Source organism: Nocardioides sp. T5 (assembly GCF_048161455.1).
Classification (GTDB): domain Bacteria; phylum Actinomycetota; class Actinomycetes; order Propionibacteriales; family Nocardioidaceae; genus Nocardioides.
In genome coordinates, this window is record NZ_CP182415.1 from 1,386,545 (window position 1) to 1,412,630 (window position 26,086).

The window sequence follows — 26,086 nt, forward strand, 5'->3', positions numbered from 1 at the left end:
CCGTGGCGACCACCTTCCACCGCCTCACCGTGCGCGACGTCGAGCCGCTGACCGACGACTCCGCGGCGGTCACCTTCGACGTGCCCGACGACCTGCGCGAGCTCTTCGCCTTCGAGCCGGGGGAGTCGCTGACGCTGCGCCGGGTCGTCGACGGGGTCGAGCACCGTCGCTCCTACTCCCTCTGCGCTCCGTCCGGCGCCGCGCCTCGCATCGGCGTTCGTGAGATCCCCGGCGGGATGTTCTCGTCGTGGTTGATCCGCGAGGTGGGCCCGGGGGAGCCCGTCGAGGTCGCCCCGCCGACCGGCAGCTTCCGCGCCGACCCGGCCAGCCCGGGACGCCACCTGTGCATCGCCGCCGGGTCCGGCATCACGCCGATGCTCTCCATCGCGGCCTCCGTGCTGGCCAACCCGGCCAGCACCGTCACGCTCCTCTACGGCAACCGCGAGACCACCTCGGTGATGTTCGCCGAGGAGCTCAGCGACCTCAAGAACCTCCACGGCCCCCGCTTCGACCTCGTCCACGTGCTCTCCCGCGAGCCGCGCGACGTCGAGCTGTTCTCCGGCCGCCTCGACGCCGACCGCCTGCGTCGCCTGCTCCCGCTGAAGGTGCACCTCGCCTCGGTCGACCACGTCTGGCTCTGCGGGCCGCACGGGCTCATCGAGGACGCGCGCACCGTGCTCGCCGAGCTCGGGGTGCCGAAGGAGAAGGTGCACTTCGAGCTGTTCTACGTCGACGAGCCGCCGCCCGAGCTTCGGCACGCCGACCGGGTCGTCGAGGGCGTCACCAGCGACGTGACCGTGGTGCTCGACGGACGTACGACGACCACGCCGATGCCGCGCGACGCGACGGTGCTCGACTCCGCGCAGGCCGTGCGCAGCGACCTGCCCTTCGCGTGCAAGGGCGGCGTCTGCGGCACCTGCCGGGCGAAGGTCGTCGACGGCGAGGTCGAGATGGTGCGCAACTACGCCCTCGAGCCCGAGGAGGTCGAGCAGCAGTTCGTGCTGACCTGCCAGACCTACCCCGTCAGCGACGCCGTCACCGTCGACTTCGATGCCTGACACGCTGCAGCCGGCACGGGACATGTGGGCGGCGGACGCCGCCAGCGCCGCGCTGGGGATGCAGCTCGTCGAGCTCGGGCCGGGGGAGGCGCGGGTGTCGATGGCCGTGCGCGCCGACATGGTCAACGGCCACGACCTGTGCCACGGCGGCCTGGTCGCGACCCTCGCCGACTCGGCGTTCGCGCTCGCCTGCAACTCCCGCGGCCCCGTCACCGTCGCCGCCGGCTTCGCGGTCGACCTCCTCGAGCCGGCGCGCCTGGGCCAGGTGCTCGACGCGCACGCGCGCGAGGTGGTCCTGCGGGGACGCTCGGGACTGTACGACGTCACGGTGCGCGCCGGCGACACCGTGATCGCCGAGTTCCGCGGGCGCAGCCGCTCGCTCAGATGACCCGGGCCACCCCGGGCACCCGCTGGATGAGCAACCAGGCTGTGCCGAAGGAGCCCGCCACCGCGCCGACGGCCACCAGGAGCGCCTTCACCTCGGCCGGGGCCGGCACCGGCCTCAGGGGCAGGGCCAGACCGAGCAGGAAGACGCCCTGCAGCATGAATGCGCCGTAGGCGCTCCGCCCGAGCTGCTCGCCCCACGGGAGGGGACGTCCGAGCCGACGGCGGGCGAGGTCGAGCAGCCACAGGGGGCCGAACACGACGAGGAGTGCCTCGACGCACGCGAACGCGGCGGCGTACCAGTTCCAGCCACCGAGCATCTCGTCGACGACGTCCCGCGACCCGACGACGTAGAGGAGCACGGTCATCGCGACGACGCCGGCCCAGGTGAGCGGGCGGCTCGGACGGACCAGGTCGCGCGGCACCTCGTGCACCCAGTCGTGCCGGGCGGCCCGGATGCCCAGCACGAAGACGGCGATGCAGGCCGGCCACTGCCAGAAGTTGAGGTCGGTGAACCCGCTCTCGCCGCCGTAGGGGTAGACCAGCCGGATCGCGAACGACAGCGGCGCCACGACGACGGCGCTCACGACCAGGGTCCGGGCGGTGGGGGGCCGCTGCGGTGGGCGGTCGGGGCCACGCCACCGCCGCCACCCGGCGTACGCGAGCGAGTAGACGAGGAGGACGCCGACGAACCAGAGCGGCCCGGTGTCGAGCTGCCACTCGGCGCCGAGGTACTCCTGCCAGAAGGTGCCGGAGGCGTTGCCGAACGGGTGCGCGACGGCGTAGACCAGAGCGGGCTGGACGAGGAAGACGTACAGCGCGAACGGGACCCCGAGCCGGAGCAGCCGGTCGAGCACGAACCGGTGCCCGCCCTTGCGGTCGTGGGAACCGGGGGTGAGCAGCCCGGCGACGAGGAAGAGCAGCGCGATCAGGAAGAAGCCGAAGGGGCTGAGCGCCACGAGCAGCAGCATCTCGACCACCGGGTGCAGCGTGGTCTCCCGCAGCCCGGAGTAGGTCCACGCGTCCAGGACGCCGACGTACCCCAGGGCGGCGTGCATCGCGATGATCAGGGCGATCAGCACGGCCTTGAGGTTGTCGAGGTAGAGCAGGCGCTCGCTCTCCATGTCTCATGCTCTGGCGGTCACGTTCCGGCGGGGTAGGGGCACAGGGCCCCGGGGGTGGGTCCGTCGGCCCTACCCGCGCGGCGACGGAGTCCCTAGCCTCGGAGCAGGACGCGCCGGGTGCGCGGGTCCGTCTGGAGGCGCGTCATGAGGTCCTCGTGGAAGCTGTCGTCGTTGCTCGTGTCGGCGCTGGTGCTCGCCCCGGCGCTGGTCGCCCCGTCGACGGGTGGGGCGGCTCCTCCCGCCTCCGTGGCCGCGGCGCCTCCTCCGACGCCGGTGCTGGTCGCCGTGCGGGCGGCCCACCGTGACGGTGCCGACCGCGTGGTGTTCGAGTTCCGCGGCGGGCTGCCCGCGAAGCGCCAGGTCGGCTACGTCGACCGGATCTTCGCCGACGGGTCCGGTCGCCGCGTCCGCATCGCCGGGCAGGCGCTGCTGCGGGTGCGCTTCGAGCCGGCCCAGGCCCACACCGACGACGGGTCGCCGACCGCGGCCCCGCGTCGCGTGGCGTACGCCCTGCCCAACGTGATGACCGCCGTCCGCGCGGGCGACTTCGAGGCGGTGACGACGTACGGCATCGGGCTCGCGAAGCGGACGCCGGTCCGGGTCACGACCCTGCAGGCGCCGCCCCGGGTGGTCGTCGAGGTCGGCGCCGGCTTCGCGACCGTGCCGCGCAAGGTGTGGTTCTTCCACCGCGCCCGGTTCGTCGACAACCGCGAGCCGTTCTTCGTCGCCCGGACGCGACCCGTCCGGCCCGGCACGCCCGCCACCGGCCTGATGGACCGCCTCTTCGCCGGCCCGCTGCCGGGGGAGCGCGCCCGCGGTCTGCGGCTGCTGCGCTCCGGGGCGACCGGCTACGACGACCTGACGGTCTCCGGCGGTGTGGCCGACCTGCGCCTCACCGGACGGTGCAGCAGCGGCGGCTCGACGGTGAGCATCGCCGGGGAGGTGCTCCCGACGCTGAAGCAGCTGCCGACCGTCGACCGCGTCGTCCTGCGTGACCGGACCGGGAGCACGCTCGACCCCGACGGGCCCGGCGACTCCACCCCGGCGTGCCTGGAGCCCTGACCCGGATTGTTGGACGGCGTCAGTTCCGGTGCCGCACCAGGCCGTCGAAGGCGAGGGAGGTGACCGTGTCGGCGAGGGCGGCGCCGTCGCTGCCGTCGCGGAGCCACTCGGTCATGGAGTTGACCATCCCGAAGACGAGGCGGCTGGCGAGGAGCGGGTCGACGTCGGCGCGGATCGCCCCGGTGTTCGCGGCTTCGCGCACCATCTCCGCCAGCCGGTGGTCGATCTCGCGCCGGCGCGCGAGCGCGTGCTGCTCGGCCGGGGTGTTGCCCCGCACCCGCAGCAGCAGGGTGACGGCGGGCAGGTGCTCGGCCAGTACGACGACGCTGCTGCGCACGGCGGCCCGCAGCCGCTCCTCGGGCGTGCGGGTCCGGTCGGCGTGCACGGCGTCGAGGGCGCCCGCGAGCTCGTCGAGCGCCTCGTCGAGCGCGCGCTCGAGCAGGTGCTCCTTGCTCGGCACGTGGTGGTAGATCGCCGACTTGGTCAGTCCCAGCTCGCGAGCCAGGTCGCCCATGCTCGTGGCGTCGTAGCCTTGCCGGTTGAAGAGCTCGATCGCGACGCGCAGCACGGTCTGCTGGTCGTGGCCGGGCCGGCCCCGTCGCACGGGCTCTGACATGGATGAACGTTCTCACGACCCACCACGCGCGAGCGGAGGACCACACCGTGCTCGACCTGACTCCCCGGCCCGGCGACCTGGACCCGATCGAGACCGCACCGGTCGAGGACCTGCGCACACTGCAGCTCGAGCGGCTCCAGTGGTCGGTGCGCCACGCCTACGACCACGTCGCGCACTACCGGCGGGCCTTCGACGAGGCCGGCGTCGGCCCCGACGACGTACGGTCGCTGGCGGACCTGGCCCGACTGCCGTTCACCACCAAGGCGACGCTGCGCGACAACTACCCGTTCGGGATGTTCGCGGTGCCCCGCGCGGACGTCGTACGCCTCCACGCCTCCACCGGGACGACCGGCAAGCCGACCGTGGTGGGCTACACGCGCGACGACCTCGACATGTGGGCCGACGTGGTGGCGCGCTCCATCCGGGCCGCCGGCGGACGCAAGGGGATGATCCTGCACAACGCCTACGGCTACGGGCTCTTCACCGGCGGGCTGGGGGCGCACGCCGGCGCCGAGCGCCTCGGCTGCACGGTCGTGCCCGTCTCCGGCGGGATGACCCAGCGCCAGGTGCAGCTGATCCTCGACTTCGAGCCCGACGTCATCATGGTGACCCCGTCCTACATGCTCTCGATCCTCGACGAGCTCGAGGCGCAGGGCGTCGATCCGCGCTCGACGTCGCTCAAGGTCGGCATCTTCGGCGCGGAGCCGTGGACCAACGACATGCGGCGCGAGATGGAGGAGCGCACCGACATGCACGCCGTCGACATCTACGGGCTCTCGGAGGTGATCGGCCCCGGCGTCGCGAGCGAGTGCGTCGAGACCAAGGACGGCCTGCACGTCTGGGAGGACCACTTCTACCCCGAGGTCATCGACCCCGTGACCGGCGAGGTGCTGCCCGACGGCGAGGAGGGCGAGCTGGTCTTCACCACGCTGACCAAGCAGGCGATGCCCGTCATCAGGTACCGCACCCGCGACCTGACCCGGCTGCTGCCCGGCACCGCCCGCAGCATGCGGCGGATGGAGAAGATCACCGGTCGCACCGACGACATGATCATCCTGCGCGGGGTCAACCTGTTCCCCACCCAGATCGAGGAGATCGTGCTCGGCATCCCGACCCTGTCGCCGCACTTCCAGTGCCACCTCGACCGCGCCGGGAACCTCGACACCCTGACGGTCCGCGTCGAGCGGCGCGACGCCACCACCGACGCCGAGGCCGCTGCGGCGCAGCACGAGCTGGGCAGGCGGATCAAGGCGTCCATCGGCGTGAGCGTCGGGGTCGACGTGGTCGACGTGGCCTCGATCGAGCGGTCGGTCGGCAAGATGCGCCGGATCGTCGACCACCGCGCGGCACGCTGATCGGGGGATGTTTACCGGCAACGGGCCGGTGGGGGCTACAGTGGGGACCAGCGTTCCAGACGCCGTGTCGCTGTGATCACCCCCGATCCGCCGGACACCGCGCACCTGGCGCCCGCTCCACACCTCCACGCCGTGGCGTGCAGGCAGAGCCGCACGGGCTCGCCTGTCCACGACGCGTACCCGAGTCCGGGAGGACACCTTGGCCCAGCGCCAGCGTCAACGCGGCAACCGCCGCACCCCTGCGCACGCCCGCCACAAGGACAACGAGGGCATCGTCCCCGTCCTGGCGCGAGCCGTCCGCGAGCTCGAGTCGGCCGTTCAGCGCGGTCCGCTCGCTCCCGGCCAGCGGGTGCGCTTCCAGGTGGTCGCGCTCCTGGTGCGTGAGCACCGCAGCGACGTACGCGCCTCGACCGAGCTGACCGACGCCCAGAAGGCCGACGAGCTCAAGCGCCTCGACGGCATCGCGACGATCCTCGCCAAGACCGCGACCCGCGATCCCTCCCTCTTCGGCCTGCTCTCGGAGGAGTCCGTCGTCACCGACAGCGCCCGCGACCTGCGCCTGGAGATGCTGCGCAAGGCCGGCGTCGAGGTCGCGCCGGAGGAGCCGAAGCCCGACGACGAGGCCGGCCCGGGGCTCGGCGAGCGCCGTGTCGTGCCGCAGTCGGTCCTCCAGCACCAGCTGGCCAACCCGTTCCTCAAGCCCGACTTCGGCATCGGCCGCGAGCGTCGCTCCGTGCACGGGCGGCTGTCGTCGTGGGAGCTGCTCGGCCCGCTGTTCCGTTCCTTCGAGCTCGGCGGCTCCTCCTCGTGCATGGAGCTGCCCGAGGCCACCTCGCTCAACGCTCCGGGCAAGCTCGAGCTGATGCCGCACCAGGCGCGGATGATCGCCGCGGCCGCGGAGGGCCACCGCACCTTCCTGCTGGCCGACGAGCCCGGCCTCGGCAAGACCGCGCAGGCGCTCCTCGCCGCGCAGGCAGCCGACGCCTACCCGCTCCTCGTGGTGTGCCCCAACGTCGTCAAGACCAACTGGGCCCGCGAGACCGAGCGCTGGACGCCGCGCCGCCGCGCCACCGTGATCCACGGTGACGGCGACCGGGTCGACGCCTTCGCCGACGTCATCATCGTGAACTACGAGATCCTCGACCGCCACGTCGACTGGCTCGGCTCGTTCGGCTTCCGCAGCATGGTCGTCGACGAGGCCCACTTCATCAAGAACAAGACCTCGCAGCGCTCGCGCCACGTGCTCGAGCTCTCCGAGCGGCTCCGCGCCCGCACCGCCCGCCCGCTGCTGATGGCGCTGACCGGCACGCCGCTGATCAACGACATCGAGGACTTCCGCGCGATCTGGCAGTTCCTCGGCTGGGTCGACGACACCAAGCCGCTGGCGCGGCTGATGGAGTCGCTCGAGGAGACCGACCTGACCCCTGCGGACCACGCGTTCTACCCCGCGGCCCGCAAGGCGGTCATCGACATGGGCATCGTGCGGCGTCGCAAGGTCGACGTCGCCGAGGACATCCCGGCGCGCCGCATCGCGGACATCCCCGTCGAGCTCGACGACGAGGACACCCGCTCGATCCGGGCGGCCGAGGAGGACCTCGCCCGGCGGCTGGTCCAGCGCTACAAGGCCGCGCTCGAGACCCGTCGTACGGGCTCCGTCGTCGACGGCATCGACCACGAGCTCGTCCGCCGCGTCGCGACGTGGGAGCGCGAGGAGATGGACCAGGGGACGGGCGGCGAGAACGTCTTCTCGATGTTCCGCCGCATCGGTCGCGCCAAGGGCGGCCTCGCCGCCGACTACGCCGCCCAGCTCGCGCGCAACGTCGGCAAGGTCGTCTTCTTCGCCCGACACGTCGACGTCATGGACATCGCCGAGGAGACCTTCACCCGCCGCGGCCTCAAGCACACCTCGATCCGTGGCGACCAGTCTCCCCGCGCCCGTGAGCGGGCCATCGACGCGTTCGTCAACGACCCCGACGTGCAGGTCATCGTCTGCTCGCTGGCCGCGGCCGGTGTCGGCGTCAACCTGCAGGTGGCCTCCAACGTCGTGCTCGCCGAGCTCTCGTGGACCGACGCCGAGCAGACCCAGGCGATCGACCGCGTGCACCGCATCGGTCAGAGCGACCCCGTCACCGCGTGGCGCATCATCGCCGCGCAGACGATCGACACCCGCATCGCTGAGCTGATCGACTCCAAGGCCGGCCTCGCCGCCCGGGCGCTCGACGGCTCCGACGAGGAGGTCGGGTCCTCGGCCAACATCCAGACCGAGGCCCTGGCCGCGCTGCTCACCGACGCGTTGGAGCGCGAGCTCGGCTGATGAGGTCGCTCGGCCCTTGTCCGGGCCGGTCTGCTCCGGTAGGCCTGTAGGCATGAGCGAGGAACGCGAGACCTATCTCGACATGTCGATCGACGACGAGGACCAGCTCCAGCCGGGCGACACGCTGGACGACGGTGACCTCGAGGACGTGCTCGACCGGGGCTACTCGCCGCCCGACCGGGCGCCGAAGGGCTACGACGACTACCCGACCGAGGCCGAGCGCCGGCAGGGGGAGTCCCTCGACGAGAAGCTCGCCGAGGAGGAGCCCGACATCGACCCGTACGCCGAGGACGACCGCGACGACGACCGCGAGGACGAGAACGCCCTCGACGAGCAGCTCGGCCTCGACGAGGCCGACGAGCGCACCGGCCGTCTCGTCGCCCCCGACTCCGGGCTGGGGGAGGACGTCGACAAGCAGGAGGTCGCCCACGACGTCGGCATCGACGGCGCCGGCGCCTCCGCGGAGGAGGCGGCCATGCACATCACCCGCGAGCCCGACCCGGACGCGAGCGGCGACGACTACTAGCACTGACGCGGTGGCTCCCCTCGCGCGGCGAGCGTTTTCTCACATGGCGAGCGAGGGGAAGCTCCACGCCCGCGAGAGGACCTCGGGTCGCGGGCGGTAGAGCCGGACCAGGTAGTTCCAGCCGTCGGTGATGGGGAGCGAGTTGCGGGCCGGGTCGCCGTCGCCGCCGAAGCGGACCGTCACGCTGCCGTCGTCGTTGCGGGCAGCGGTGATGCTGTTGAGGCTGTAGGCGTCACGCTCGTTGGGCTCGAAGTAGCCCTCGGCGTTGTAGACCGAGATGGACCAGAAACCGTCGACCGGTACGTCGGGGGCCACCGTGAGCTCGTACTCGCCCACGGGCAGGCCGGGGGAGACCCCGACGTAGGTGGCCTCGGCGTCCGGCAGCCCGCCCCAGCCGGCGGCGGAGCCGATCAGGTGGTGCACCGGGTCGACGTCCTCGGCGCGCCCGAAGCTCGACTCGAAGGACGTCATGTCGGCGGCGAGGCTCAACAAGGCCTGGCGGGTGCGGTCCAGGCTCGCGGTGTCGTAGTCGGGTGCGGTGAAGGCGCGGCCGCCGGCCACTTCGAGCCTGAGCTGGTCCTGCAGCGCGGCGACTGCGGTGAGGTCGCCGGGGTCCCGCGGGTCGACCAGGGTACGAGCCGCGAGCACGACATGGTCGCTGCCCAGGTCGGCGGCCGTGAGCTCGTACGTGCCGTGTTCGTGGATGACCCGGTTGATGTAGTGGTCCTCGTTGACCGCCATCACCGACAGGTAGCGGCCCCCGGCGTCGGGCACCGTGAGCGTCGCTCCGTCGCCGACGTCGACCACCGCGAAGCTGTAGAGCGTGTCGCGGTTCATGCGGATGACGGTCTGCCGGTCGACCGGCGCCGGAGTGCGGTTGTGCGCGAACCTGTTGACTCCGCCGGCCTCGCGCTGGAGGTCGGTCATCATGCGGTGGGTCTCGGCCCGGGCGAAGTTGTCGACGTTCACGTTGATCGGGGTCACGTCGGGATCCTGCGCGCACGGATGAGGCGTGTGTTCACCCGCTTCAGGTGATCGCGGCCGCGGGGGCCCGCCAGACCCTTGCCCGGTTGATGTGCCCGGCCATCGGGTGTACAATCGAACACATATTCGAGCGAGCGAGCTCGGGCCCCACCTGATCGCCGACATTCCGGCCGCACACACCTCCTGACATCTGGCCCTCCTGTTGTCGACGCGCCTGCGTGGCGTGGAGAGGTCCAGCCGTGAGTGCCATCCCAGCCGAGGACGACGCCTTGTGGCGGGCGCCCGGTGTCGACGCCGATGCGTCGCCGCGGGTGACCGCACTGCTGCGACGTCTCGACGACGTGCTGGGGGAGCTGCTGGAGCTGGGGATGGGCGGGCTGGCCGACCCCGACGTGGAGCGGCTGCTGACGGCGACGACCGTCGCGTCGAGCCGGCTGGCGGCGGCGGAGTGCCGGAGCGCTGCGGAGGCCGACCGACGGCGGTTGGGCGAGGCGACCGGTGCCCAGCACACGCATCAGTGGTGGTCCGGCTTGAGCCTGCTGACGCGGGCCGAGGCCTCCCGGATGGTGAAGCTGGGCCTGGCTCTGCAGCGCGACATCCACGCCCCGGTGGCACGCGCGCTCGCCGACGGAGAGGTGCGCGTCGACCAGGCGCGCGTCATCGCGGAGGCCGTGGACGCCCTTCCTGCCCGGGTGGACGCCGAGACCCGCGGGCGCGCGGAGGCGGCGATGCTGGGGTTCGCGAGCAAGCACGACGCCCGCGACCTGCGACAGATCGGCAAGCGCATCCTGGACGTCGTGGCTCCCGAGGTGGGGGAGTCGCACGAGGAGGCGGTCTTCGAGGCCGAGGAAGCCCGAGCGGTGGCCGGTGTCGAGCTCACCCTGAGCGACGACGGCAACGGCCGGTGCCACGGTCGCTTCACCGTGCCGTCCCACATCGGCGCGATGTTCAAGCGTCACCTCCTGGCCCTCGCCAACCCGGCGCGGCACACCGAGGCCGAGCTGCGCGACGAGTCCGGCGACCTCAAGCCCCTGCGCCGGCGTCTCGGTGAGGCCTTCATCGAGTACGTCGAGCGCTACCCGGTCGCAGCCACCCCGCAGACCGCAGGGGTCAACGCCACGATCGTGGTGACCATGACGCTCGAGCAGCTGCTGGCCGAGCACGCCACTGCCCTCCTCGACGACGGCTCGCGGATGTCAGCCGGGCAGGCGCGCCGGATCGCTTGCGAGGCCGGGATCATCCCCGCCGTGCTCGGCTCTGACTCCCAGCCGCTCGACCTGGGGCGCGCGGCCCGGTTCTTCACCAAGGCACAGCGGGTCGCCCTCGGTCTGCGCGACGGCGGCTGCACCACCAAGGGCTGTCAGACGTCGGCGTCCGGCTGCCACGCCCACCACGACGCTCCCTGGTCCCGCCTCGGCCTCACCGATCTGGCCAACGGCCGCCTGCTCTGCCCCCGCCACCACCGCCTGGCCCACAGCTCCCGCTACGCCATGACCGTCCACGCCGACAACAAGGTGTCGTTCGCCAGGCGGACGTAGGCCGATGGGCCGCAAGTTCTTTGCTTTGCCGACTGGCTGGTAGTCACGCAGGTCCTTCGCGGCACCACCGATCGGTCCGCGCCAGAAGGTCGCTGCACAGCGCCGCAGATGAGATGTCACCTATCCGTGCAGCAGTGCCTTCCGCCGCTCTAGGCGCAGGGACCCCGCGGCCGCCCTGATCGTGGGACAGGCGTCCTCCCATCCAGCGAGCCAGGACGGTTCACATGGACAGCGCGCTCGGGAACCTGGTCTCGAAGTCGAGCAGGCCCACCCACGACGGCGTCAAGGTGATCCTGGCCATCGGCTGACCGCTGAGCTGCTGGACCCAGGCATCGCCCTGGTCATCGCCGAAGTAGCGGCGCGCGGCGGCGGCGTACTCCTCGGAGACGTCGTCCAGCATCTCCACCGCAACGTCACCACGAACCATCAGCGCGTGGTAGGGCCAGCCGCCGGCCGCGTCGATCGTGACGGCCACCCGCGGCTCTCGCTGCAGGGCGCGGATCTTCGGGGCCTTTGGTGGGCTTCCGAACGTGAGCGGTCCAATGGAACCAGATCGGGACCACCCGTGGGGTGCCGGCGAGCCAGGTGTAGGCGAGACGAGCCAGTTCTTTCGAGCCGAGCAGGTCCTGCGCTACCGGGTCCTCGAGCAGATGCAGGTCACCTTGCAACACGGTCATTGCGAGCCCCTTTGATGACGTGGCGCCCCGCAGGCCTGCGCGGTGCTGGACCTACTAGTGAACGCCTCTGCCTGGTTCGACCGCAAGCGCCGAACGTCATGGACTCATGCAGCACCACTGGCGTTCCTCACCGAGTAGCGGCGCGAGTGTGACTGCGTGCTGCGCAAGGCGCGTCACAGCGCCGCGATCGCCCCAGCCCGCTCACGCCGCCGTACGAGGCCAGGTCCACGAGGTGCGGAGGATGTAGGCGAGGACGATCACCTCGACCACGACGCCGAGGCCGTAGAAGTAGAGCCAGGACTCACCGAGCACGTTGAACGCCGAGACCGGGAGGTAGAGCGCGGCCACGACGAGGTTGAGCGTGCGGCTCGCACGGGCGGGTAGCGCCATGGAGAGCAGGATCATGAGGCTCGGGATGCCCACCAGCGCGAGCGAGCTGACGGCGAAGGTCTGGCTGATGTCGAACTCGAAGACGACGCCGGCCAGGATGTCGTCGATCGCGCCCGGCTTGTAGAGGTGCAGGTAGTCGACGTAGATGTAGAAGAACATGAAGCTGGCCCAGGCTGCGGCGAGCTTCGCCCTGACCGGCGTGGGCGGATCGTGGAGGGCCGGCTTGGCCGCGGTGTCGTACGTGGTCCTGGTCGTGATGCTCATGGTCTCGTCCTTCTCATCGGTGGTTTGATGCCACGATGGACGAGGGACCGCCCCGTGCCATCGGCCCGGCGGCATGGTCTTCCTGGCCTCTGGTACGGGAATCTCTGGCCGATCGGCCGATCCGCGAGCAGGGGATCACCGTCACCGCCGAAGCGCAGAGACCTCGATGGGCATCCGTGCCACGACGTGCAGGCCGCGCTCGAGTCGCTCGACCGCATCCCGTTCCGTCGTACCTGCCTGACGCGCGGCTCGATCGGACCGGCCGGAGCGCAGGACCTCGCAGCTCCTGACCCGCTCGGCGCCGAGGCAGGTGTCCCGTCCCATGCGGCCGTTCGCGAAGTCGCCGCGACCCTGACCGAGGTCCAGGACGTCGCGTCCCCGCGTGGCGACGACGGAGTCGCGCCCGCCGCGCATCGAGGCCTCCAGGCTGCGTCCTCCCTGCATGATCACGTCCTCGTTGCGGTGCGTGCCGCGGATCCGCCAGCGTGCGTCCTCGCCCTTGATCCAGAGCACCTCGAGGCCGCGCAGCCGACCGGCGCGCGCCTTGGCCCGGAGGACGCCGCGGCCCAGGTCCACGGTGATCGTCGAACCCTTGCCGAAGCCCGCCTTGCGCACGTCGAAGGTCACGAGGTCCCTGGCGCTGCCCCCGTCCACCGACACGCCACGGGAGGCAGGGGTGAGCCGGACGTCGATGTCGTCGTGGCCTCGACCCCCGTCGACGTCGACGTCCTCCACGGACTGGGCCCAGAGCTGGTCGTCCCCGTCCTGGCCGCGGAGGACGGCCGGGCCGGTCGCCGGGTGGGCCTCGAGGTGGTCCATGTCCTCCCCACCGCGCGCCGTACCTCCCGCCTGCCCCAGGGCGATCCAGTCGGTGCCGGGCCCTCCGTCGATGTCGTCGGGGCCATCGGTGGCCGGGTCGACGACCGCGTCCGTGAAGTCCGAGAGGAGGGTGTCGTTGCCGCCGGCGCCGTCGATCTGGTCGGCGCCGCCGCGACCCACGAGAACGTCGAGGTACGGCGATCCGATCAGGACGTCCGCCGTGCGTGTGCCCGCGATGCTCTGGGCCTCGGTGACGACGATCTGGTCGGTGCCTGACGGCTCTGCGACGAAGCCGAGCCCGCCGACCGGCGTGAGGTCGGCCCTGATCCCGCCCGGGAAGCCGGCGGCGAGGAGGTCCGAGTAGAGCACGGTGTCCGCGGGGACGGAGTAGTCGTCGCGCGTCAGGGGGTCGAGGCCTCCGTCGACGAAGTCGTTGCCCACTCCCGGCCAGATGATGTCGCCGCCGGCATCGCTGTCGAGCCCGCCCAGCAGGCGGTCGTCGCCGGCGCGCCCGATGAGCGTGTCCGATCCCTCGTCGCCGCAGATGACGTCGTTGCCGAGCAACCCCCAGATCGTGTCGTCGCCCCCCAGCCCGACCATCACGTCGTCGCCGTCGGTCCCCGTCAGTACGTCGTCTCCCGGCGTGCCGAGGTGCGTCGCAGGCCTGCCCTCGCACGTCCCCGCGACGGCACCTGCCGGGACGGCGGGGAGAAGTGGCGCGACCAGCGCGAGGCCGGCAAGGGCCAGGCGAGGCGCCATGCGCCCTCCGGGCGTCCACCTCCACGAAGGCGGAGCCATGGCGTGCAGCAGCGTGTTCCTCGACGGCAGATCCGCGTCTTGGCGTGTGTCCATGTCCTCGTCTCCTTGCCCGCGTCCGATGCCCTTCAGGATGAGCGCCTCGCGCGCACCGCGCACGGGACGGGAGTCCCGAGCGGTCCGGGAAAAGTAGGACGTCGCCACCGCACGTCTGCCGCTGCTGTGAGGGCGGTGGCCCGCCGCCTCGGTGGGCCGAGGAACGGGACTAGGGTCGGCTCCATGAGTGATGGAGCGCGGTCTTGTCGGTGACCGTGGCTGCCACGAAGGACGAGCTGGAGCGCGAGCGGTCGAGTCGCTCGGGCCTGATCGTGCTGGTTCTGGCCCTGTGCGGCACGTCGGTGTCGCTCATGCAGACCCTGGTCGTGCCGCTGCTGCCCGACTTCCCGGAGCTGCTGGGCACGACCTCGGACAACGCCTCGTGGCTGGTCACCGTCACGCTGCTGACGAGCGCGGTGGCGACGCCCATCCTGTCCCGCCTGGCTGACATGCACGGCAAGCGGCGGATGGTCGTGGTCTCGCTGGTCGTGTTGCTCGCCGGCTCTCTCCTCGGCGCCGTGAGCGACTCGTTGGCCGGGCTGATCGCCGCACGGGCCCTGCAGGGCTTCGCACCCGCGCTGATCCCGATCGGCATCTCGATGATGCGCGACGAGCTCCCGCCGGAACGGATCGGTGGAGCGGTCGCGCTGATGAGCGCGACGCTCGGCATCGGGGGAGCGGTGGGGCTCCCGCTGTCGGGCGTCATCTACGACGCCTTCGGGTGGCAGGCCGTGTTCTGGGGGAGCGTCGTCATGGCTGCCGTGATGCTGGTCCTCGTCCTGGCCGTGGTGCCGGAGTCCGGGGTGAGGACGCCCGGTCGCTTCGACTGGCCCGGCGCGATCCTGATGTCCCTGGCGCTGACGTCACTCCTCCTGGGCATCTCGAAGGGAGGCACGTGGGGGTGGACCTCGCAGTGGACCCTGCTGTCGTTCACGCTGTCCTTCCTCCTCTTCGCGCTCTGGGCACCGTGGGAGCTGCGGACGGGCGAGCCACTGGTGGACCTGCGTACGTCGACGCGGCGGCCGGTGCTCCTCACCAACATCGCCTCCCTCCTCGCCGGGTTCGCGATGTTCGCCAACCTGCTGGTCGCGACCCAGCAGCTCCAGATCCCGGTCGAGACCGGGGTCGGCTTCGGCCTGGACGTCACCCAGGCCGGGCTGGCGATGCTGCCCGGCGGCGTGCTGATGGTCGTCATGGCGCCGGTGTCGGCGTCGATCACGCGGCGCTTCGGCGCTCGGATCACGTTGGTGGCGGGGCTCGTCATCACGGGTTTCGGCTACGTCGTGCGCGTCCTGCTCGACGCGACCCTCGCCCAGCTCGTGCTGGCCGTCTGCATCGTGTCGGTCGGCATCGCGGTGAGCTTCGCGGCCATGCCGGTGCTCATCATGCAGTCGGTGCCGATCAGCGAGACGGCTGCCGCCAACGGGCTCAACACCGTGGTCCGCTCCATCGGAACCTCCACCTGCTCAGCGACCGTCGCGGCGGTCCTCGCCGCCGGCACCGTCGCCGGGAGCCCGTACCCCTCCGAGGCCGCGTTGCACGCCATGAACTGGCTCGCCGCGGGGGCTGCGTTCCTCGCCGCCGCCGTCGGGTTCATGATCCCGGCACGGATCGCGCCCGTCCTCGCCGGTGCTCCCGTCCTGCCCGGGGGTCCTCCGGCCGCCGTGCGGGGCGACTCGGTGCGCCGGGCGGACGTCGGTGCGGAGGTCGTCGTACGAGGTCGGGTGCAGCGTGGCGACGGCAAGCCGGCGCGACTGGCGGTGGTCTCGATGCTCGACCGCACGGGACGCCAGGCGGACTGGGCTCGCGCCGACAACGACGGTCGCTGGTCGGTCGTGCTGCCCGGTGCGGGGGAGTACCTCGTGATCTGCTCCGCGGAGGGCTGGGCGGCGCGGTCCGAGCTCCGCCACCTCTCGGCCGACGCCGTACCCGTGCTGCACCTCGACCAGCGCCTCACGGTCGCCGGGGTCATCTCGCGCGACGGATGGCCCATCGACGACGCGCTCGTCGTACTGACGGACTCGTCGGGTGAGTCCGCGGGCGCGACCCGGACGGACGAGCAGGGGCACTACGAGATCGGACTGCCACCGCTGGGCCGGTACGTGCTGACCGCCCTCGACCCGCGCACGGGCGCCGCCGAGTCCGAGGACGTGGTCATCAGTGCCCAGCGACGACGTTTCAACCTGGTGCTGCCCGATCTGCCCGATCCTCGACCGTCGGAGGACGCCACCTCCTGACCGGGCTCGGCGATCCGGTGGTGTTGCTGGAGGTCGCAGCGGTGGCAGACTCGGATCACTCGACACCTGGGGGGACTCATGGCAGCCAACGCGACGCCCGGCGCACCACCACAGAGGCGAGCGAGATGACGTACCTCGTCGTCGTCCTTGTCGTGCTGCTCGTCGCCCTGGTCATCGAGAACGCTCGACGCGGGCCCGTGAAGGCCACCAGGACCGGCGGTCAGGCCAACGGCGGTGGCGACGGCGGAGACGGCGGCGGCGGTTAGAGGTGCCGATCGCTCGGTCCGGTCACGCCTGCAGGTCAGCATCCGTCATCTCCCGGAAGCGTGTCGCGTCGAGTCAGGGTTGGTAGGGCTTGTCCTCGTGCCGCGGGTCCAGCCGGGGGTACCCCGCCTTGGGGTCGACACCGTCCGGCCGCGGCTCCTCGCCGCCCGAACTCTGCTCCGGAGGTGCCTCCTCCGAGGTCTCGAGGCGGCTCGTGTCCCGAAGACCGTCGGTCCCGACCTGGCCCCTTCCGGTGGGGCCGACGTGTTCGCTGCTGGACCCCATGCCGCCTGCCGCTCCCTCCGGACCGGACGAGTTCGGCGTCGCTCGCCTCTCCTCGGTTGCAGGCTTGGCTGTCTGGTCGTCCGGGCTGGTCATGGGCTCGTCCCCTCGGTCGTGGATGGCTGTCATCCCGTTCCCAGGTTGCCGCTCGTGATGCGTCCCGGCTCCCGCCCAGTGGGTCGGGTGACGGTGCCCCGCCGTCACGACGGAGTGGTTGCGCGCCGCCGATCGGCGTCCTTAGCCTGATTCCATGGAGCGGGCGCGGGTGCGATGAAGTTCGACCTCGTCACGCGGGCGTCCCCCGAGCAGGTGCTCGAGGCGATGACCGACTTCACCGACCGCAGGCTCCAGATCTGGAAGAAGACGCTGGACCCGAAGGTCTACGAGGTCAGGGAGCAGGGCGACACTTGGGCCGTGGCGAAGGAAGGGTCGCCGCGATCGCCGTACTGGGTCGTCGTCCGCTACGACTGGTCCGACCCCCGCCTGATCCGGTGGACGGAGCTCGAGACCAACCACGGCGACCCCGGCGAGGGCTTCATCCGCATCGCCCCGCACGGAGCGGACGGCAGCCGGCTCCACGTCGAGTGGGGAACCCATCCCGTACGCCCGCGGGACAAGGTCGCGATCTTCCTGCTGCACCACACGATGAACGGCGTCATCGCCCGGATGTGGCGCAAGGAGCTCGACCGGTTCGCCCAGGGGTGAGCGTCAACCGGCCGCCGGGACGACGCGGGAAGCGGAGGTCCCTGTCACCGCGGCAGGGGATTGGGCCCGGTCGCGGTCACGACCCGTTGGGGCGACCAGCCGTCGACGTGGTGGAAGCCGTCGACGAAGGGGTCGGAGTGGAGCTCGACGGAGGCCCGCAACGAGAGCCGGTAGAACTTCGCGTGCGTGAAGTCCTCGAACAGGACGTAGACGGGGTCCGGCGTGCTGTCCGGGCCCTGGAACTGCTGTCCGGTGAGGACGGGCTTGTGGGTCGCGACGAACGAGTCGAACGCGTCGCCGACCACGACGCCGATGTGCTCCAACCCCATCTTGTAGACGCGCTGGTGCACCGGAGGGATGAGCTCGATGAGCGGCACGAGCTTGCCGTCGAGCACCTCGAGCGGCTCGGCAGGGACGATCAGGGAGATCGGGCGCCCGTTCCAGACGTTCTCCCGGTTGGCGAGCGCGTGGCGCTCGAGCAGGGTGCGCACGTGAACGTACTGGTCCCACTCGAGCACGCGGAACGCGAGGTGGCTGAGCGGGTACGGGCCGATGTCGATGCCGCGGTTGAGCAGCCGGTCGCGCTGCTGCGCGGCGAACGCCCGACAGTCCCCGAGGATGTCGCTCCACGGATCGACCATCGCCGCCTCCTCCGTCCGCCATCGTAGCTGCGCGCGACGGGCCTGGTGGAGTGTCGAGGTCAGCGACGGGGGTCGATCAGCGTGATCCCGGCAGCAGTCGCCCGGTCGAAGGTCGGGAGCACCTCCGCAGCGTCGGCGAGCCCGATGGTGCGCCGGACCAGCCGGTCGGGTCGGAGCCGGCCCTGCGCGACGAGGTCGAGCAGCTCGGGGTAGTCGGCCGCGGCCATCCCGTGGCTGCCCAGCACGTCGAGCTCCCACCCGATCACGCGGTCCATCGGGACGCGCGGGTGACCGTCGATCGGCGGCAGCAGCCCGACCTGCACGTGGCGACCGCGGCGCCGGAGGCTGAGGATCGCGTCGGCGCAGGTCTGCTCGCTGCCCACGGCGTCCACGGCGACGTGGCTGCCGCCTCCGGTGAGGTCGGCGACCGCGGCCGGGACGTCCGCGCCGTCGGCGAGCAGCACGTGGTCCGCACCCAGGTCGGCGGCCAGGGCGAGTGCGCCGGGGTTGCGGTCCACCGCGACGACCTGGCAGCCCAGGGCGCGAGCGATCATCACCGCGCTGAGTCCCGCTCCACCGGCGCCGAGGACGGTCACCCACTCGCCCTCGGTGACGCGCGCGCGTGCGACGAGGGCGCGGTACGCCGTCGCGAATCGGCACCCGAGGCTGGCGGCCGTTGCGAAGTCGAGCGACTCGGGAAGGGCGATCAGGTTGGCGTCCGCGGCGTGCAGGGCGACGTGCTCGGCGAACGACCCCCAGTGGGTGAACCCCGGCTGCTGCTGGTCGGGGCACACCTGGGCGTTCCCGGACCGGCACCACTCGCAGCGACCGCACCCGCAGACGAACGGCACGGTCACCCGGTCGCCGACGGCCCACCGGCCGACCCCGGCGCCCACCTCCACGACCACGCCGGCCAGCTCGTGACCCGGCACGTGCGGGAACGCGATGTCGTCATGCCCCGCCCACGCATGCCAGTCGCTCCGACACATCCCGGTGGCCATCACCTGCGCGACCACGCCGCCGTCGGGGCACGTCGGGTCGGGGACCTCGCGGACCGCAGGACGGCCCCGGACTGCATCGATGACGACGGCGCGCACCCCGGCATCCTGTCACCCGGGCGGCTCACCCGCCGGGAGCCACAGCTCACCGAGCGGACGGCCGCCGGCGCGCCCGATCGCAGCCAGGAGCGGTTCGGCCCAGAGGTGCTCGAGGAGCGCGACGGCGGCGACCCCACCCGGCGGCACGGCGTCCGCCAGCGACCAGGCCTCGTCCACCGGCACGTCGCCGTCGGCCTCACCGCCTCCGCCGAGGACCTGTGCCGCGATCTTCCCGAGGTCGGGGTCGCTGCCGGGCGGCGGATCGAGGATCTCGAAGGTGCCGTCGTCGCCGCGCTCGACCAGCAGGACGTCGACCAGCCGTACGACGCCACGCTCGCGAAGCCGGGTGAGCTCGGCCAGCACCTCGCCCGAGAACGACGGCGCCTCGAACCCGATCACCAGGACCTGGACCGGCCCGCTCACCGTTCGACCCGCTCCCGCAGCTCGTCGAACTCATCCTGTGTGAGCACGCCGGTGTCGAGAAGGTGCTGCAGGGCCTCCACCGGGTCCTGCGCGGGCCGCGCCGGCGGCTGCTCGGCCGGTGGTGGGACGGGTGGCGGGGCGCGCCGCGGCGACGGGTGCGAGGCGGCGTACGCCTGCGCCGGGGTGAAGCGCCCGCCGTAGTAGGGCACGCTGCCTGTCATCCCGGTCATCCGGATCTGTCGCGGCACCAGTACGACCACGTGTTGATGATGCCGCACGCGACATCCGTTCCTCCACCGTCGACGACCTGAGTCCGACCGGCTTCTTCTCACAGTTCCGGTGTCCCGGAGAGATCAAGGATCATTTCGCTGCGGCGTACGCCTCCCGGAGCCACGCGCGCACCTGGTCATCGACCTGGGCGGCGTCGTCGAGCTCGAGGTGGTGCATCCACACCCGGGCCGACGGGTGGACGACCTCCTTGAAGCGGTCGGACGCGACCTCGCGGGGCAGGGCGATCGAGAGCACCGCGGGGACCTTGCTGTCGACGTACTGCCCCGGTCGCCAGACGTAGGCGAAGCCTCTGCGGCGTCGGAAGGCGACCTGGCTCCTCGTCACGGCCACCGACGCATCGCCGATCGAGGACAGGGCCTGCTCGACGGCGCGACACACGGCGAGACCCCGGGGGAACCCGTCGAAGAGGTCCTCCGGCCGTCGCCCGGCCTCTCCCGTCACACCTGCTGACCGCCCTGCAGCAGGCTGAGCACGGCGCGCGCCGCCGCGTCGGCGGGCCCGACGTCGACGTGCTCCTCCTCGCGCTGTCCCACCTCCACGCGTACGACGTGCCCGCCCGAGCGCGCGGTGAGGCTGAGGAAGTGCCCGCCGAGCACCTCCAGCAGCTGGTCGAGGCGTGGCAGCCACACCGCCTCGTGCTCCTCCACGCCGTCGAGGGCCCACTCGGTCGTGCCGTTGAAGGCCAGGACGCGACCGGAGGCCACGTCCCGCACCTCGACCACCATGTCGCTGACGAGGAAGACCGCCTCGTCGAGGTCGCGTTCGGGCAGCCAGAACCGGTCGCCGTTGCTCGGCGACCAGGCGAGTCCGGCGTCGTGGAGGCGGCGGGCGAGGTCAGGGGAGGTCACCTCGCCAGTGTCGCTCAGCCGCGGTGGCGACGGCGGTGGCGAAGGCGCGTGAGAAGCAGCAGGGTGTGGTCATGGTGCGAAGAGGGGGCGGTTCGGTGCGGCCGACGGTGGACCTGGCGTACCCGTTCGAGGGCCGCTGGCTGACGCAGAACAGTCCGGGCAGTCGCGTGCCCAGCCACGGCACGACGCTGCTGGCCACGGCGTACGCGATCGACTTCGTCCCGGTCGACGAGGCGGGGCGCACGGCGCCGATCACGCTCGGCTCGCTCCTGCGTCCCGAGCCGCCGGAGCGGTTCCCGGGCTTCGGGCGCCCCGTCCTCGCACCGGTGGAGGGCGCGGTCGTCGCCGTCCACGATGAGGCGCCCGACCACGGCGCATTCCGCGGACTGCCGTCGGTCCGGTACGCCCTCACCCAGCGCCGCCGGCTGGCAGCGGGGTGGGCGGCGTTGGCGGGCAACCACGTGATGATCGAGACCGGCGACGGCACGGTGGTGGCGGTCTGCCACCTGCAGCGCGGCAGCATCCGGGCGCGGCCCGGGCAAGGCCTGCAGGTGGGGGAGGAGCTCGGGCGGTGCGGCAACTCCGGCAACAGCACCGAGCCCCACGTCCACCTCCAGGCCATGGATGGTCCGGACCCCTCGCACGCGTCCGCCGTGGCCATCACCTTCGACGGCCACCTGCCGCGCAACGGCGACGTCGTCGACGCAGGCTGACCCAGAGGGCCTCAGCTCATCCGGCGCAGCAGCCCCACCGGCACGCGCTTGATGACGAACCCCAGCGGCACCCACGGCCACGCCGGCACGAGGGCGGACTTCTTCTCCTTCTCCATCGCCTCCACCATGGCGCGCACGCCCTTCTCGGTGGACGCCATGAGCGGAGTCCTCGCCGAGGTGCCGGACATCTCGGAGACGATGTAGCCCGGGTAGAGCACGGTGACCTTGATCGGCGTGCCGTGGACGTCGGCGCGGAAGCCCTCGGCGAGGTGGGCGACCGCGGCCTTGGTGGCGGCGTACGTCGTGATGTTCTTCGGCATCCCGCGCAGCGCGGAGAAGGACGACACCATCACGAGGTGCCCCGCGTCCTGCGCGCGGAAGATCGCGGCCGCGGCCTCGGTCTGGGCGAGCGCGCCGATGAAGTTCGTCTCCGCGGTCTCGCGGTTGGCGTCGAAGCGGCCGGTGCCCAGCGGCTGGCCCTTGCCGAGGCCGGCGTTGACGACGACGCGGTCGAGGCCGCCCAGCTCGTCGCGGAACTCCTCGAAGACGCGGAAGACGGCGTCGTGGTCGGTGACGTCGAGCGCCTTGACCACGACGCGGCGGTCGGGGTGGGCGGTGGTGATCTCGGTGGCGAGCTCGACGAGGCGGTCCGTACGACGTGCGCACAGCGCCAGGTCGTGGCCGCGGGCGGCGAGCTGGCGGGCCATCTCGGCGCCGAGGCCGCTGCTGGCGCCGGTGATGAGGGTCGTCGGCATGGGTGTCTCCTGGGGTGGGGCTAGCGGTAGGTGATGAGCTCGGGGGAGAGGTGGTCGGCGGCGTTGAAGGTGACGAGCGTCGTGCCGCGCGAGCCGCACACGATGGTCGAGGTCCCGGTGTTGATCGAGACCGGGTTGAGCCGCAGCCACAGGTCGGTGCACGCAGGTTCGGCGTCGGCGAGCAGCGACGCGGCCGCCCACGCCACGGGTCCGCCGCTGGTGAGCACGACGGCCGTGCCGCTGCGGGGGAGCGCGTCGGTGAGCTGGGTCAGGGCGACCCCGACGCGCGCGGTGAAGGCGGCGAAGGACTCGTCGTAGGACTCGTCGTGCCGGCCCGACGTCCAGCGCTGCGTCGCCTCCTCGAACCACCGCTGGAACGCGGCCTTCTCCGACTCGCCCTCCACGGTGGTCGGCTGGTCGTGGACGGCCAGCACCTGCAGGTGGTCGAACTCGTTCCAGCCGGGGTCGACGTCGACGGACGCCGACCACCGCGCGCCGTCGAGCACGCCGGCGGCGGTCTGGGCGTGGCGCTTCATCTCGCCCGCCACGACGAGGTCGGGCACCACCCCGCGGGCGGCCAGGGCCGCGCCGAGCACCCGCGACTGCTCGTGGCCGGTCGGGGAGAGGTCGTCGTAGTCCGCGGCGCCGAACGAGGCCTGGCCGTGCCGTACCAGCAGGATGCGGCTCACGAAGCGCCCGGGGCGATGAGCCCGTCGAGCCGGCGGCCGATGATCTGCACGGCCGGTCCGAAGAGGGCGTACATCTCGTTGGTCGTCTGCCCGTGGAAGTAGCGGTAGTAGATCTGCTGGGCGATCACCGCCATCCGGAACAGCCCGAACACCTCGTAGAAGCGCCACTGCTCGGGCGTCACCGACCGGCCGGTGCGCTCGGCGTACGCCGCCACGAACTCGTCGCGGGTCAGCATCCCGGGCAGGTGCGTGGGCACCCGCCGCATCATCTGGAACTCCTCGGTGTCGTCGGCCTGCACCCAGTAGGCCATCGACCCGGCGAGGTCCATCAGCGGGTCGCCGAGGGTGGCCATCTCCCAGTCGAGCACGCCCACGACGCGCGTCACGTCGTCGCTGTCGAGCACGAGGTTGTCGAGCTTGAAGTCGTTGTGGATCACGCAGGTCGCCACGTCGTCGGGCTGGTGGGCGTCGAGCCAGGCCATCACCGCCTCGAGGTCGGGTACGTCGTCGGTGCGGGCGTTCCGGTAGCGCGTCGACCAGCCCTCGACCTGGCGGCGGACGTAGCCCGCGCCCTTGCCGAGGTCGGCGAGCCCGGCGGCCTCCGGGTCGATGCCGTGCAGCTCGGCGAGCACGTCGACGGCGTGGAGGCACAGCTCGCGCGCCTGCTCGGGGGAGAGCGGCACGTCGGCGGGCCACTCGCTTCGCGGGATCACGCCGGGGATGCGGTCCATCGCGTAGAAGTCGCCGCCGATGACGTCGGGGTCGTCGCAGAACGCGACCATCGTCGCCACGTGGTCGAAGACCGGCGCGAGCGCCGACTGGATGGTGTGCTCGCGGCGCATGTCGTGGGCGCCCCTGGCCTTGGTGCCCGCCGGGGCGCGCCGCACGATGAGGTCGCGGCCCGAGGGGTAGCGCAGCAGGTAGGTGAGGTTGGACGCGCCGCCGGTGAACTGCCGGACCTCCGGCTCGCCCTCGAGCCCCTCGGAGGTGGAGGCGTGGGCCCGGAGCCAGGCGGCCACCCGGGCGACGTCGAAGGCGTCCTCCGCGCGCACCTCGCGCGCGCCGGGCACGGCCGTCACGAGGCGGCTCCCCGGTCCGCTGCCTGCAGCTTGGTCGCCTGGTCGCGCATCACGGCGTCGTACGCCGGCCGGTCGGCCCACTTGAGGAAGTAGGCCTGCCGCGCGGCCTCGTCGGGGACGATGACGTCCTCACCGGCGTCGATGCCGGCCAGCACGGCGGCGGCGATGTCCTCGGCGCTGACCTGCGAGCGCTCCACCAGACCGGCGACGACACGACCCACCGTCTCGTCGCTGCCCTGCATGGAGTCCATCAGGTTGGTGCGGAAGTAGGAGGGGCAGACCACGCTCGCCCGGATGCCGTACGACGCCAGCTCGTGGCCGCACGTCTCGGTGAACGCCACCACTGCGGCCTTCGTGGCGTTGTAGGAGCCCATGCCGCCCGGGTGGACGAGGCCGGCGAGCGAGGCGACGTTGACCAGGTGCCCGGAGCCCTGCTCCTTGAGCATCGGGACGAACGCCTTGGTGCCGCGGACCAGGCCGAAGAGGTTGATCTCGGTGATCCACTGCCACTCGTCGAGCGTGCAGCGGTCCACCCGTCCACCGCCGGCGACGCCGGCGTTGTTGACGAGCACGTCGAGCCCGCCCCAGCGCTCGCGCACGGCGTCGACGGCCGCGGCCCAGTCGTCGTCGGAGGTGATGTCGAGGACGAGGTCGATGCCGCCCACCTCGACGCGGTCGGTGGCGAGCACCTCGTCGCCGCGTGCGCGGAACGCCGACACCAGCGCGGCGCCGAGGCCGGAGGCAGCGCCGGTGACCAGGACGCGCCTGTTCTTGGGGTCCCCGCGGCGTTGTTCGGGGGAGCGCAGCGGAGGAGAAGAAGGTCGTGGGGTGTCGTTCATGCGGTGTGCTTCCCGAGCTCGATCTTGGCGATGACGTTGCGGTGCACCTCGTCGGGGCCGTCGGCCAGGCGCAGCGTGCGGGCGCCGACCCAGGCAGCGGCCAGCGGGAAGTCGTCGCTCATGCCGGCGCCGCCGTGGAGCTGGATGGCCATGTCGATGACGTCGAGGGCCATGGTGGGCACCTCCACCTTGATCTCGCTCACCGCGGAGTAGGCCTCCCGGCTCATCCCCTGGTCGAGCAGCCACGCGGCGTGCATGACCAGCAGCCGGGACCGGTTGATCGCGATGCGCGCGTCGGCGATGCGCTCGCGGTTGCCGCCGAGGTTGGCGATCGGCTTGCCGAAGGCGGTGCGCGACACCGCGCGGGCGCACGCCAGCTCGAGGGCGCGCTCGGCGAGCCCGATCGCCCGCATGCAGTGGTGGACCCGACCCGGACCGAGGCGGCCCTGGGCGATCTCGAACGCGCGCCCCGGGCCGAGCAGGACGTTGGCAGCCGGCACGCGTACGTTGTCGAAGGACACCTCGCCGTGGCCCAGCGGCTCGTCGTAGTAGCCCATCGTGGTCAGCATCCGCTCGACCCGCACGCCCTCGGCGTCGCGCGGCACGAGCACCATCGTGTGGCGCGAGTGCCGGTCGGCGTCGGGGTCGGAGAGGCCCATGAAGACGAAGATCTTGCAGTCGGGGTTGCCGACGCCGGTCGACCACCACTTGCGGCCGTTGATCACGATCTCGTCGCCGTCGACCTCCGCCGTGGCGGCCATGTTGGTCGCGTCGGAGGACGCGACGGCCGGCTCGGTCATGCAGAAGGCGCTGCGGATCTCGCCCCGGAGCAGCGGCTCGAGCCACTGCTGGCGCTGCTCGTCGGTGCCGTACTTCAGCAGCACCTCCATGTTGCCGGTGTCGGGGGCGTTGGAGTTGAAGACCAGGGGCGCCAGGAACGAGCGGCCCATCGCCTCGGCCACCGGGGCGTAGTCGACGTTGCTGAGGCCCTCGCCGCCGTCGGTGCCGAAGTCGGCGGCGTAGCGCCCGGCGTGCGCGGCGGGGAGGAAGAGGTTCCACAGGCCCTGCGCCCGCGCCTTCGCCTGCAGCTCGCCGATCACGGGGTCCGGCGTCCAGCTGTCGCCGCCGGACTCGCGCAGGCGGGTGATCCGCTGGTGCGCCTCGGCCTCGATCGGCTCGATCTCGTCGGCCACGAACGCGCGCACGCGGTCGCGGAGGTCGGCGGCGCGCGGGGAGAGGGAGAAGTCCATGACGTTGACC

At 72.0% G+C, this 26,086-nt stretch carries 28 protein-coding genes; 11 read left to right on the forward strand and 17 right to left on the reverse strand.

All coding sequences use genetic code 11. From position 1 onward, the window contains the following. Positions 1–2: 2 nt before the first annotated feature. Together paaE and paaI are read left to right on the forward strand one after the other, a co-directional pair. Positions 3–1,058, forward strand: a complete 1,056-nt coding sequence (paaE, locus tag ACNKF0_RS06720; RefSeq protein WP_416956844.1) for a 1,2-phenylacetyl-CoA epoxidase subunit PaaE — start codon at positions 3–5, stop codon at positions 1,056–1,058. Next, entirely contained in the window at positions 1,051–1,446 is a 396-nt protein-coding gene (gene paaI, locus ACNKF0_RS06725; RefSeq protein ID WP_416956846.1) for a hydroxyphenylacetyl-CoA thioesterase PaaI, read from the forward strand. The genes paaE and paaI overlap by 8 nt, the downstream gene beginning before the upstream one ends. Here the strand turns inward: paaI and ACNKF0_RS06730 are convergent. Continuing rightward, the gene (locus ACNKF0_RS06730) at positions 1,439–2,566 is read right to left on the reverse strand and encodes an acyltransferase family protein (protein WP_416956848.1); all 1,128 of its coding nucleotides are present in this window, start codon (positions 2,564–2,566) and stop codon (positions 1,439–1,441) included. The genes paaI and ACNKF0_RS06730 overlap by 8 nt on opposite strands. Positions 2,567–2,710: 144 nt before the next feature. Between ACNKF0_RS06730 and ACNKF0_RS06735 the strand changes: the two genes are divergently transcribed. Then, on the forward strand, positions 2,711–3,628 hold the full coding sequence (locus tag ACNKF0_RS06735; protein WP_416956850.1) for a hypothetical protein: 918 nt from the start codon (positions 2,711–2,713) through the stop codon (positions 3,626–3,628). A gap of 19 nt (positions 3,629–3,647) precedes the next feature. Here ACNKF0_RS06735 and ACNKF0_RS06740 read toward each other — a convergent pair whose 3' ends face one another. Next, positions 3,648–4,244, reverse strand: a complete 597-nt coding sequence (locus ACNKF0_RS06740; RefSeq protein WP_416956852.1) for a TetR/AcrR family transcriptional regulator — start codon at positions 4,242–4,244, stop codon at positions 3,648–3,650. 47 nt (positions 4,245–4,291) lie between these two features. Here ACNKF0_RS06740 and paaK point away from each other — a divergent pair, with 47 nt between their 5' ends. From paaK to ACNKF0_RS06755, 3 genes are all read left to right on the forward strand, one after another. Further along, positions 4,292–5,599, forward strand: a complete 1,308-nt coding sequence (gene paaK / locus ACNKF0_RS06745; RefSeq protein ID WP_416956854.1) for a phenylacetate--CoA ligase PaaK — start codon at positions 4,292–4,294, stop codon at positions 5,597–5,599. Positions 5,600–5,798: 199 nt separating this feature from the next. Beyond that, the gene (locus tag ACNKF0_RS06750) at positions 5,799–7,913 is read left to right on the forward strand and encodes a DEAD/DEAH box helicase (RefSeq protein WP_416956856.1); all 2,115 of its coding nucleotides are present in this window, start codon (positions 5,799–5,801) and stop codon (positions 7,911–7,913) included. Positions 7,914–7,965: 52 nt separating this feature from the next. Continuing rightward, positions 7,966–8,439 carry a DUF5709 domain-containing protein gene (locus tag ACNKF0_RS06755; RefSeq protein WP_416956858.1) on the forward strand — a complete coding sequence of 158 codons (474 nt, stop codon included), beginning with the start codon at positions 7,966–7,968 and terminating at the stop codon, positions 8,437–8,439. A gap of 39 nt (positions 8,440–8,478) precedes the next feature. On the opposite strand, the gene ACNKF0_RS06760 is transcribed toward ACNKF0_RS06755, so the two are convergent. After that, positions 8,479–9,423, reverse strand: coding sequence for a DUF1214 domain-containing protein (locus ACNKF0_RS06760; RefSeq protein WP_416956860.1), 945 nt, complete (start codon positions 9,421–9,423; stop codon positions 8,479–8,481). Positions 9,424–9,662: 239 nt separating this feature from the next. Between ACNKF0_RS06760 and ACNKF0_RS06765 the strand changes: the two genes are divergently transcribed. Further along, on the forward strand, positions 9,663–10,961 hold the full coding sequence (locus ACNKF0_RS06765) for a DUF222 domain-containing protein (protein WP_416956862.1): 1,299 nt from the start codon (positions 9,663–9,665) through the stop codon (positions 10,959–10,961). A 220-nt stretch (positions 10,962–11,181) separates the two neighbouring features. Here ACNKF0_RS06765 and ACNKF0_RS06770 read toward each other — a convergent pair whose 3' ends face one another. From ACNKF0_RS06770 to ACNKF0_RS06780, 3 genes are all read right to left on the reverse strand, one after another. After that, positions 11,182–11,436 (reverse strand): hypothetical protein, encoded by a 255-nt coding sequence (locus ACNKF0_RS06770; RefSeq protein ID WP_416956864.1) that lies wholly within the window; start codon positions 11,434–11,436, stop codon positions 11,182–11,184. A gap of 403 nt (positions 11,437–11,839) precedes the next feature. Then, complete coding sequence (locus ACNKF0_RS06775; protein WP_416956866.1) at positions 11,840–12,292, reverse strand: DUF6326 family protein; 453 nt, start codon at positions 12,290–12,292, stop codon at positions 11,840–11,842. 141 nt (positions 12,293–12,433) lie between these two features. Next, complete coding sequence (locus ACNKF0_RS06780; RefSeq protein ID WP_416956868.1) at positions 12,434–13,870, reverse strand: calcium-binding protein; 1,437 nt, start codon at positions 13,868–13,870, stop codon at positions 12,434–12,436. Positions 13,871–14,178: 308 nt separating this feature from the next. On the opposite strand from ACNKF0_RS06780, the gene ACNKF0_RS06785 reads away from it, so the two are divergent. From ACNKF0_RS06785 to ACNKF0_RS06795, 3 genes are all read left to right on the forward strand, one after another. Next, a complete protein-coding gene (locus ACNKF0_RS06785; RefSeq protein WP_416956870.1) occupies positions 14,179–16,200 on the forward strand; it encodes an MFS transporter in 2,022 nt (673 codons plus the stop codon). A 125-nt stretch (positions 16,201–16,325) separates the two neighbouring features. Beyond that, the gene (locus ACNKF0_RS06790) at positions 16,326–16,466 is read left to right on the forward strand and encodes a hypothetical protein (RefSeq protein ID WP_416956872.1); all 141 of its coding nucleotides are present in this window, start codon (positions 16,326–16,328) and stop codon (positions 16,464–16,466) included. Between the two features lie 550 nt (positions 16,467–17,016). Further along, complete coding sequence (locus ACNKF0_RS06795; protein WP_416956874.1) at positions 17,017–17,451, forward strand: SRPBCC family protein; 435 nt, start codon at positions 17,017–17,019, stop codon at positions 17,449–17,451. Between the two features lie 44 nt (positions 17,452–17,495). Here ACNKF0_RS06795 and ACNKF0_RS06800 read toward each other — a convergent pair whose 3' ends face one another. The 6 genes from ACNKF0_RS06800 to ACNKF0_RS06825 form a co-directional block, all read right to left on the reverse strand. Beyond that, on the reverse strand, positions 17,496–18,092 hold the full coding sequence (locus tag ACNKF0_RS06800) for a VOC family protein (RefSeq protein WP_416956876.1): 597 nt from the start codon (positions 18,090–18,092) through the stop codon (positions 17,496–17,498). A gap of 59 nt (positions 18,093–18,151) precedes the next feature. Beyond that, on the reverse strand, positions 18,152–19,189 hold the full coding sequence (locus ACNKF0_RS06805; RefSeq protein ID WP_416956878.1) for a zinc-binding dehydrogenase: 1,038 nt from the start codon (positions 19,187–19,189) through the stop codon (positions 18,152–18,154). A gap of 12 nt (positions 19,190–19,201) precedes the next feature. After that, positions 19,202–19,612 (reverse strand): DUF6325 family protein, encoded by a 411-nt coding sequence (locus ACNKF0_RS06810; protein ID WP_416956880.1) that lies wholly within the window; start codon positions 19,610–19,612, stop codon positions 19,202–19,204. Beyond that, on the reverse strand, positions 19,609–19,872 hold the full coding sequence (locus ACNKF0_RS06815) for a hypothetical protein (RefSeq protein WP_299928022.1): 264 nt from the start codon (positions 19,870–19,872) through the stop codon (positions 19,609–19,611). Before ACNKF0_RS06815 ends, ACNKF0_RS06810 begins: the two co-directional genes overlap by 4 nt. Positions 19,873–19,972: 100 nt before the next feature. Then, entirely contained in the window at positions 19,973–20,281 is a 309-nt protein-coding gene (locus ACNKF0_RS06820) for a DUF5655 domain-containing protein (protein ID WP_416956883.1), read from the reverse strand. 59 nt (positions 20,282–20,340) lie between these two features. Next, complete coding sequence (locus ACNKF0_RS06825; protein ID WP_416956885.1) at positions 20,341–20,751, reverse strand: pilus assembly protein CpaE; 411 nt, start codon at positions 20,749–20,751, stop codon at positions 20,341–20,343. 71 nt (positions 20,752–20,822) lie between these two features. Here ACNKF0_RS06825 and ACNKF0_RS06830 point away from each other — a divergent pair, with 71 nt between their 5' ends. Then, entirely contained in the window at positions 20,823–21,464 is a 642-nt protein-coding gene (locus ACNKF0_RS06830) for a M23 family metallopeptidase (protein WP_416956887.1), read from the forward strand. An 11-nt stretch (positions 21,465–21,475) separates the two neighbouring features. On the opposite strand, the gene ACNKF0_RS06835 is transcribed toward ACNKF0_RS06830, so the two are convergent. From ACNKF0_RS06835 to ACNKF0_RS06855, 5 genes are read right to left on the reverse strand one after another with little or no spacing between them, the layout of a single operon-like run. Further along, a complete protein-coding gene (locus ACNKF0_RS06835; protein WP_416956889.1) occupies positions 21,476–22,219 on the reverse strand; it encodes an SDR family oxidoreductase in 744 nt (247 codons plus the stop codon). Between the two features lie 20 nt (positions 22,220–22,239). Beyond that, positions 22,240–22,908: a histidine phosphatase family protein gene (locus ACNKF0_RS06840; RefSeq protein ID WP_416956891.1), complete on the reverse strand. Its 669-nt coding sequence runs from the start codon at positions 22,906–22,908 to the stop codon at positions 22,240–22,242. Next, positions 22,905–23,987 (reverse strand): phosphotransferase family protein, encoded by a 1,083-nt coding sequence (locus ACNKF0_RS06845; RefSeq protein WP_416956893.1) that lies wholly within the window; start codon positions 23,985–23,987, stop codon positions 22,905–22,907. The genes ACNKF0_RS06840 and ACNKF0_RS06845 overlap by 4 nt, the downstream gene beginning before the upstream one ends. Beyond that, positions 23,984–24,826 carry an SDR family NAD(P)-dependent oxidoreductase gene (locus tag ACNKF0_RS06850; RefSeq protein WP_416956895.1) on the reverse strand — a complete coding sequence of 281 codons (843 nt, stop codon included), beginning with the start codon at positions 24,824–24,826 and terminating at the stop codon, positions 23,984–23,986. Before ACNKF0_RS06850 ends, ACNKF0_RS06845 begins: the two co-directional genes overlap by 4 nt. Next, on the reverse strand, positions 24,823–26,076 hold the full coding sequence (locus ACNKF0_RS06855) for an acyl-CoA dehydrogenase family protein (RefSeq protein ID WP_416956897.1): 1,254 nt from the start codon (positions 26,074–26,076) through the stop codon (positions 24,823–24,825). Before ACNKF0_RS06855 ends, ACNKF0_RS06850 begins: the two co-directional genes overlap by 4 nt. Positions 26,077–26,086: the final 10 nt, after the last annotated feature.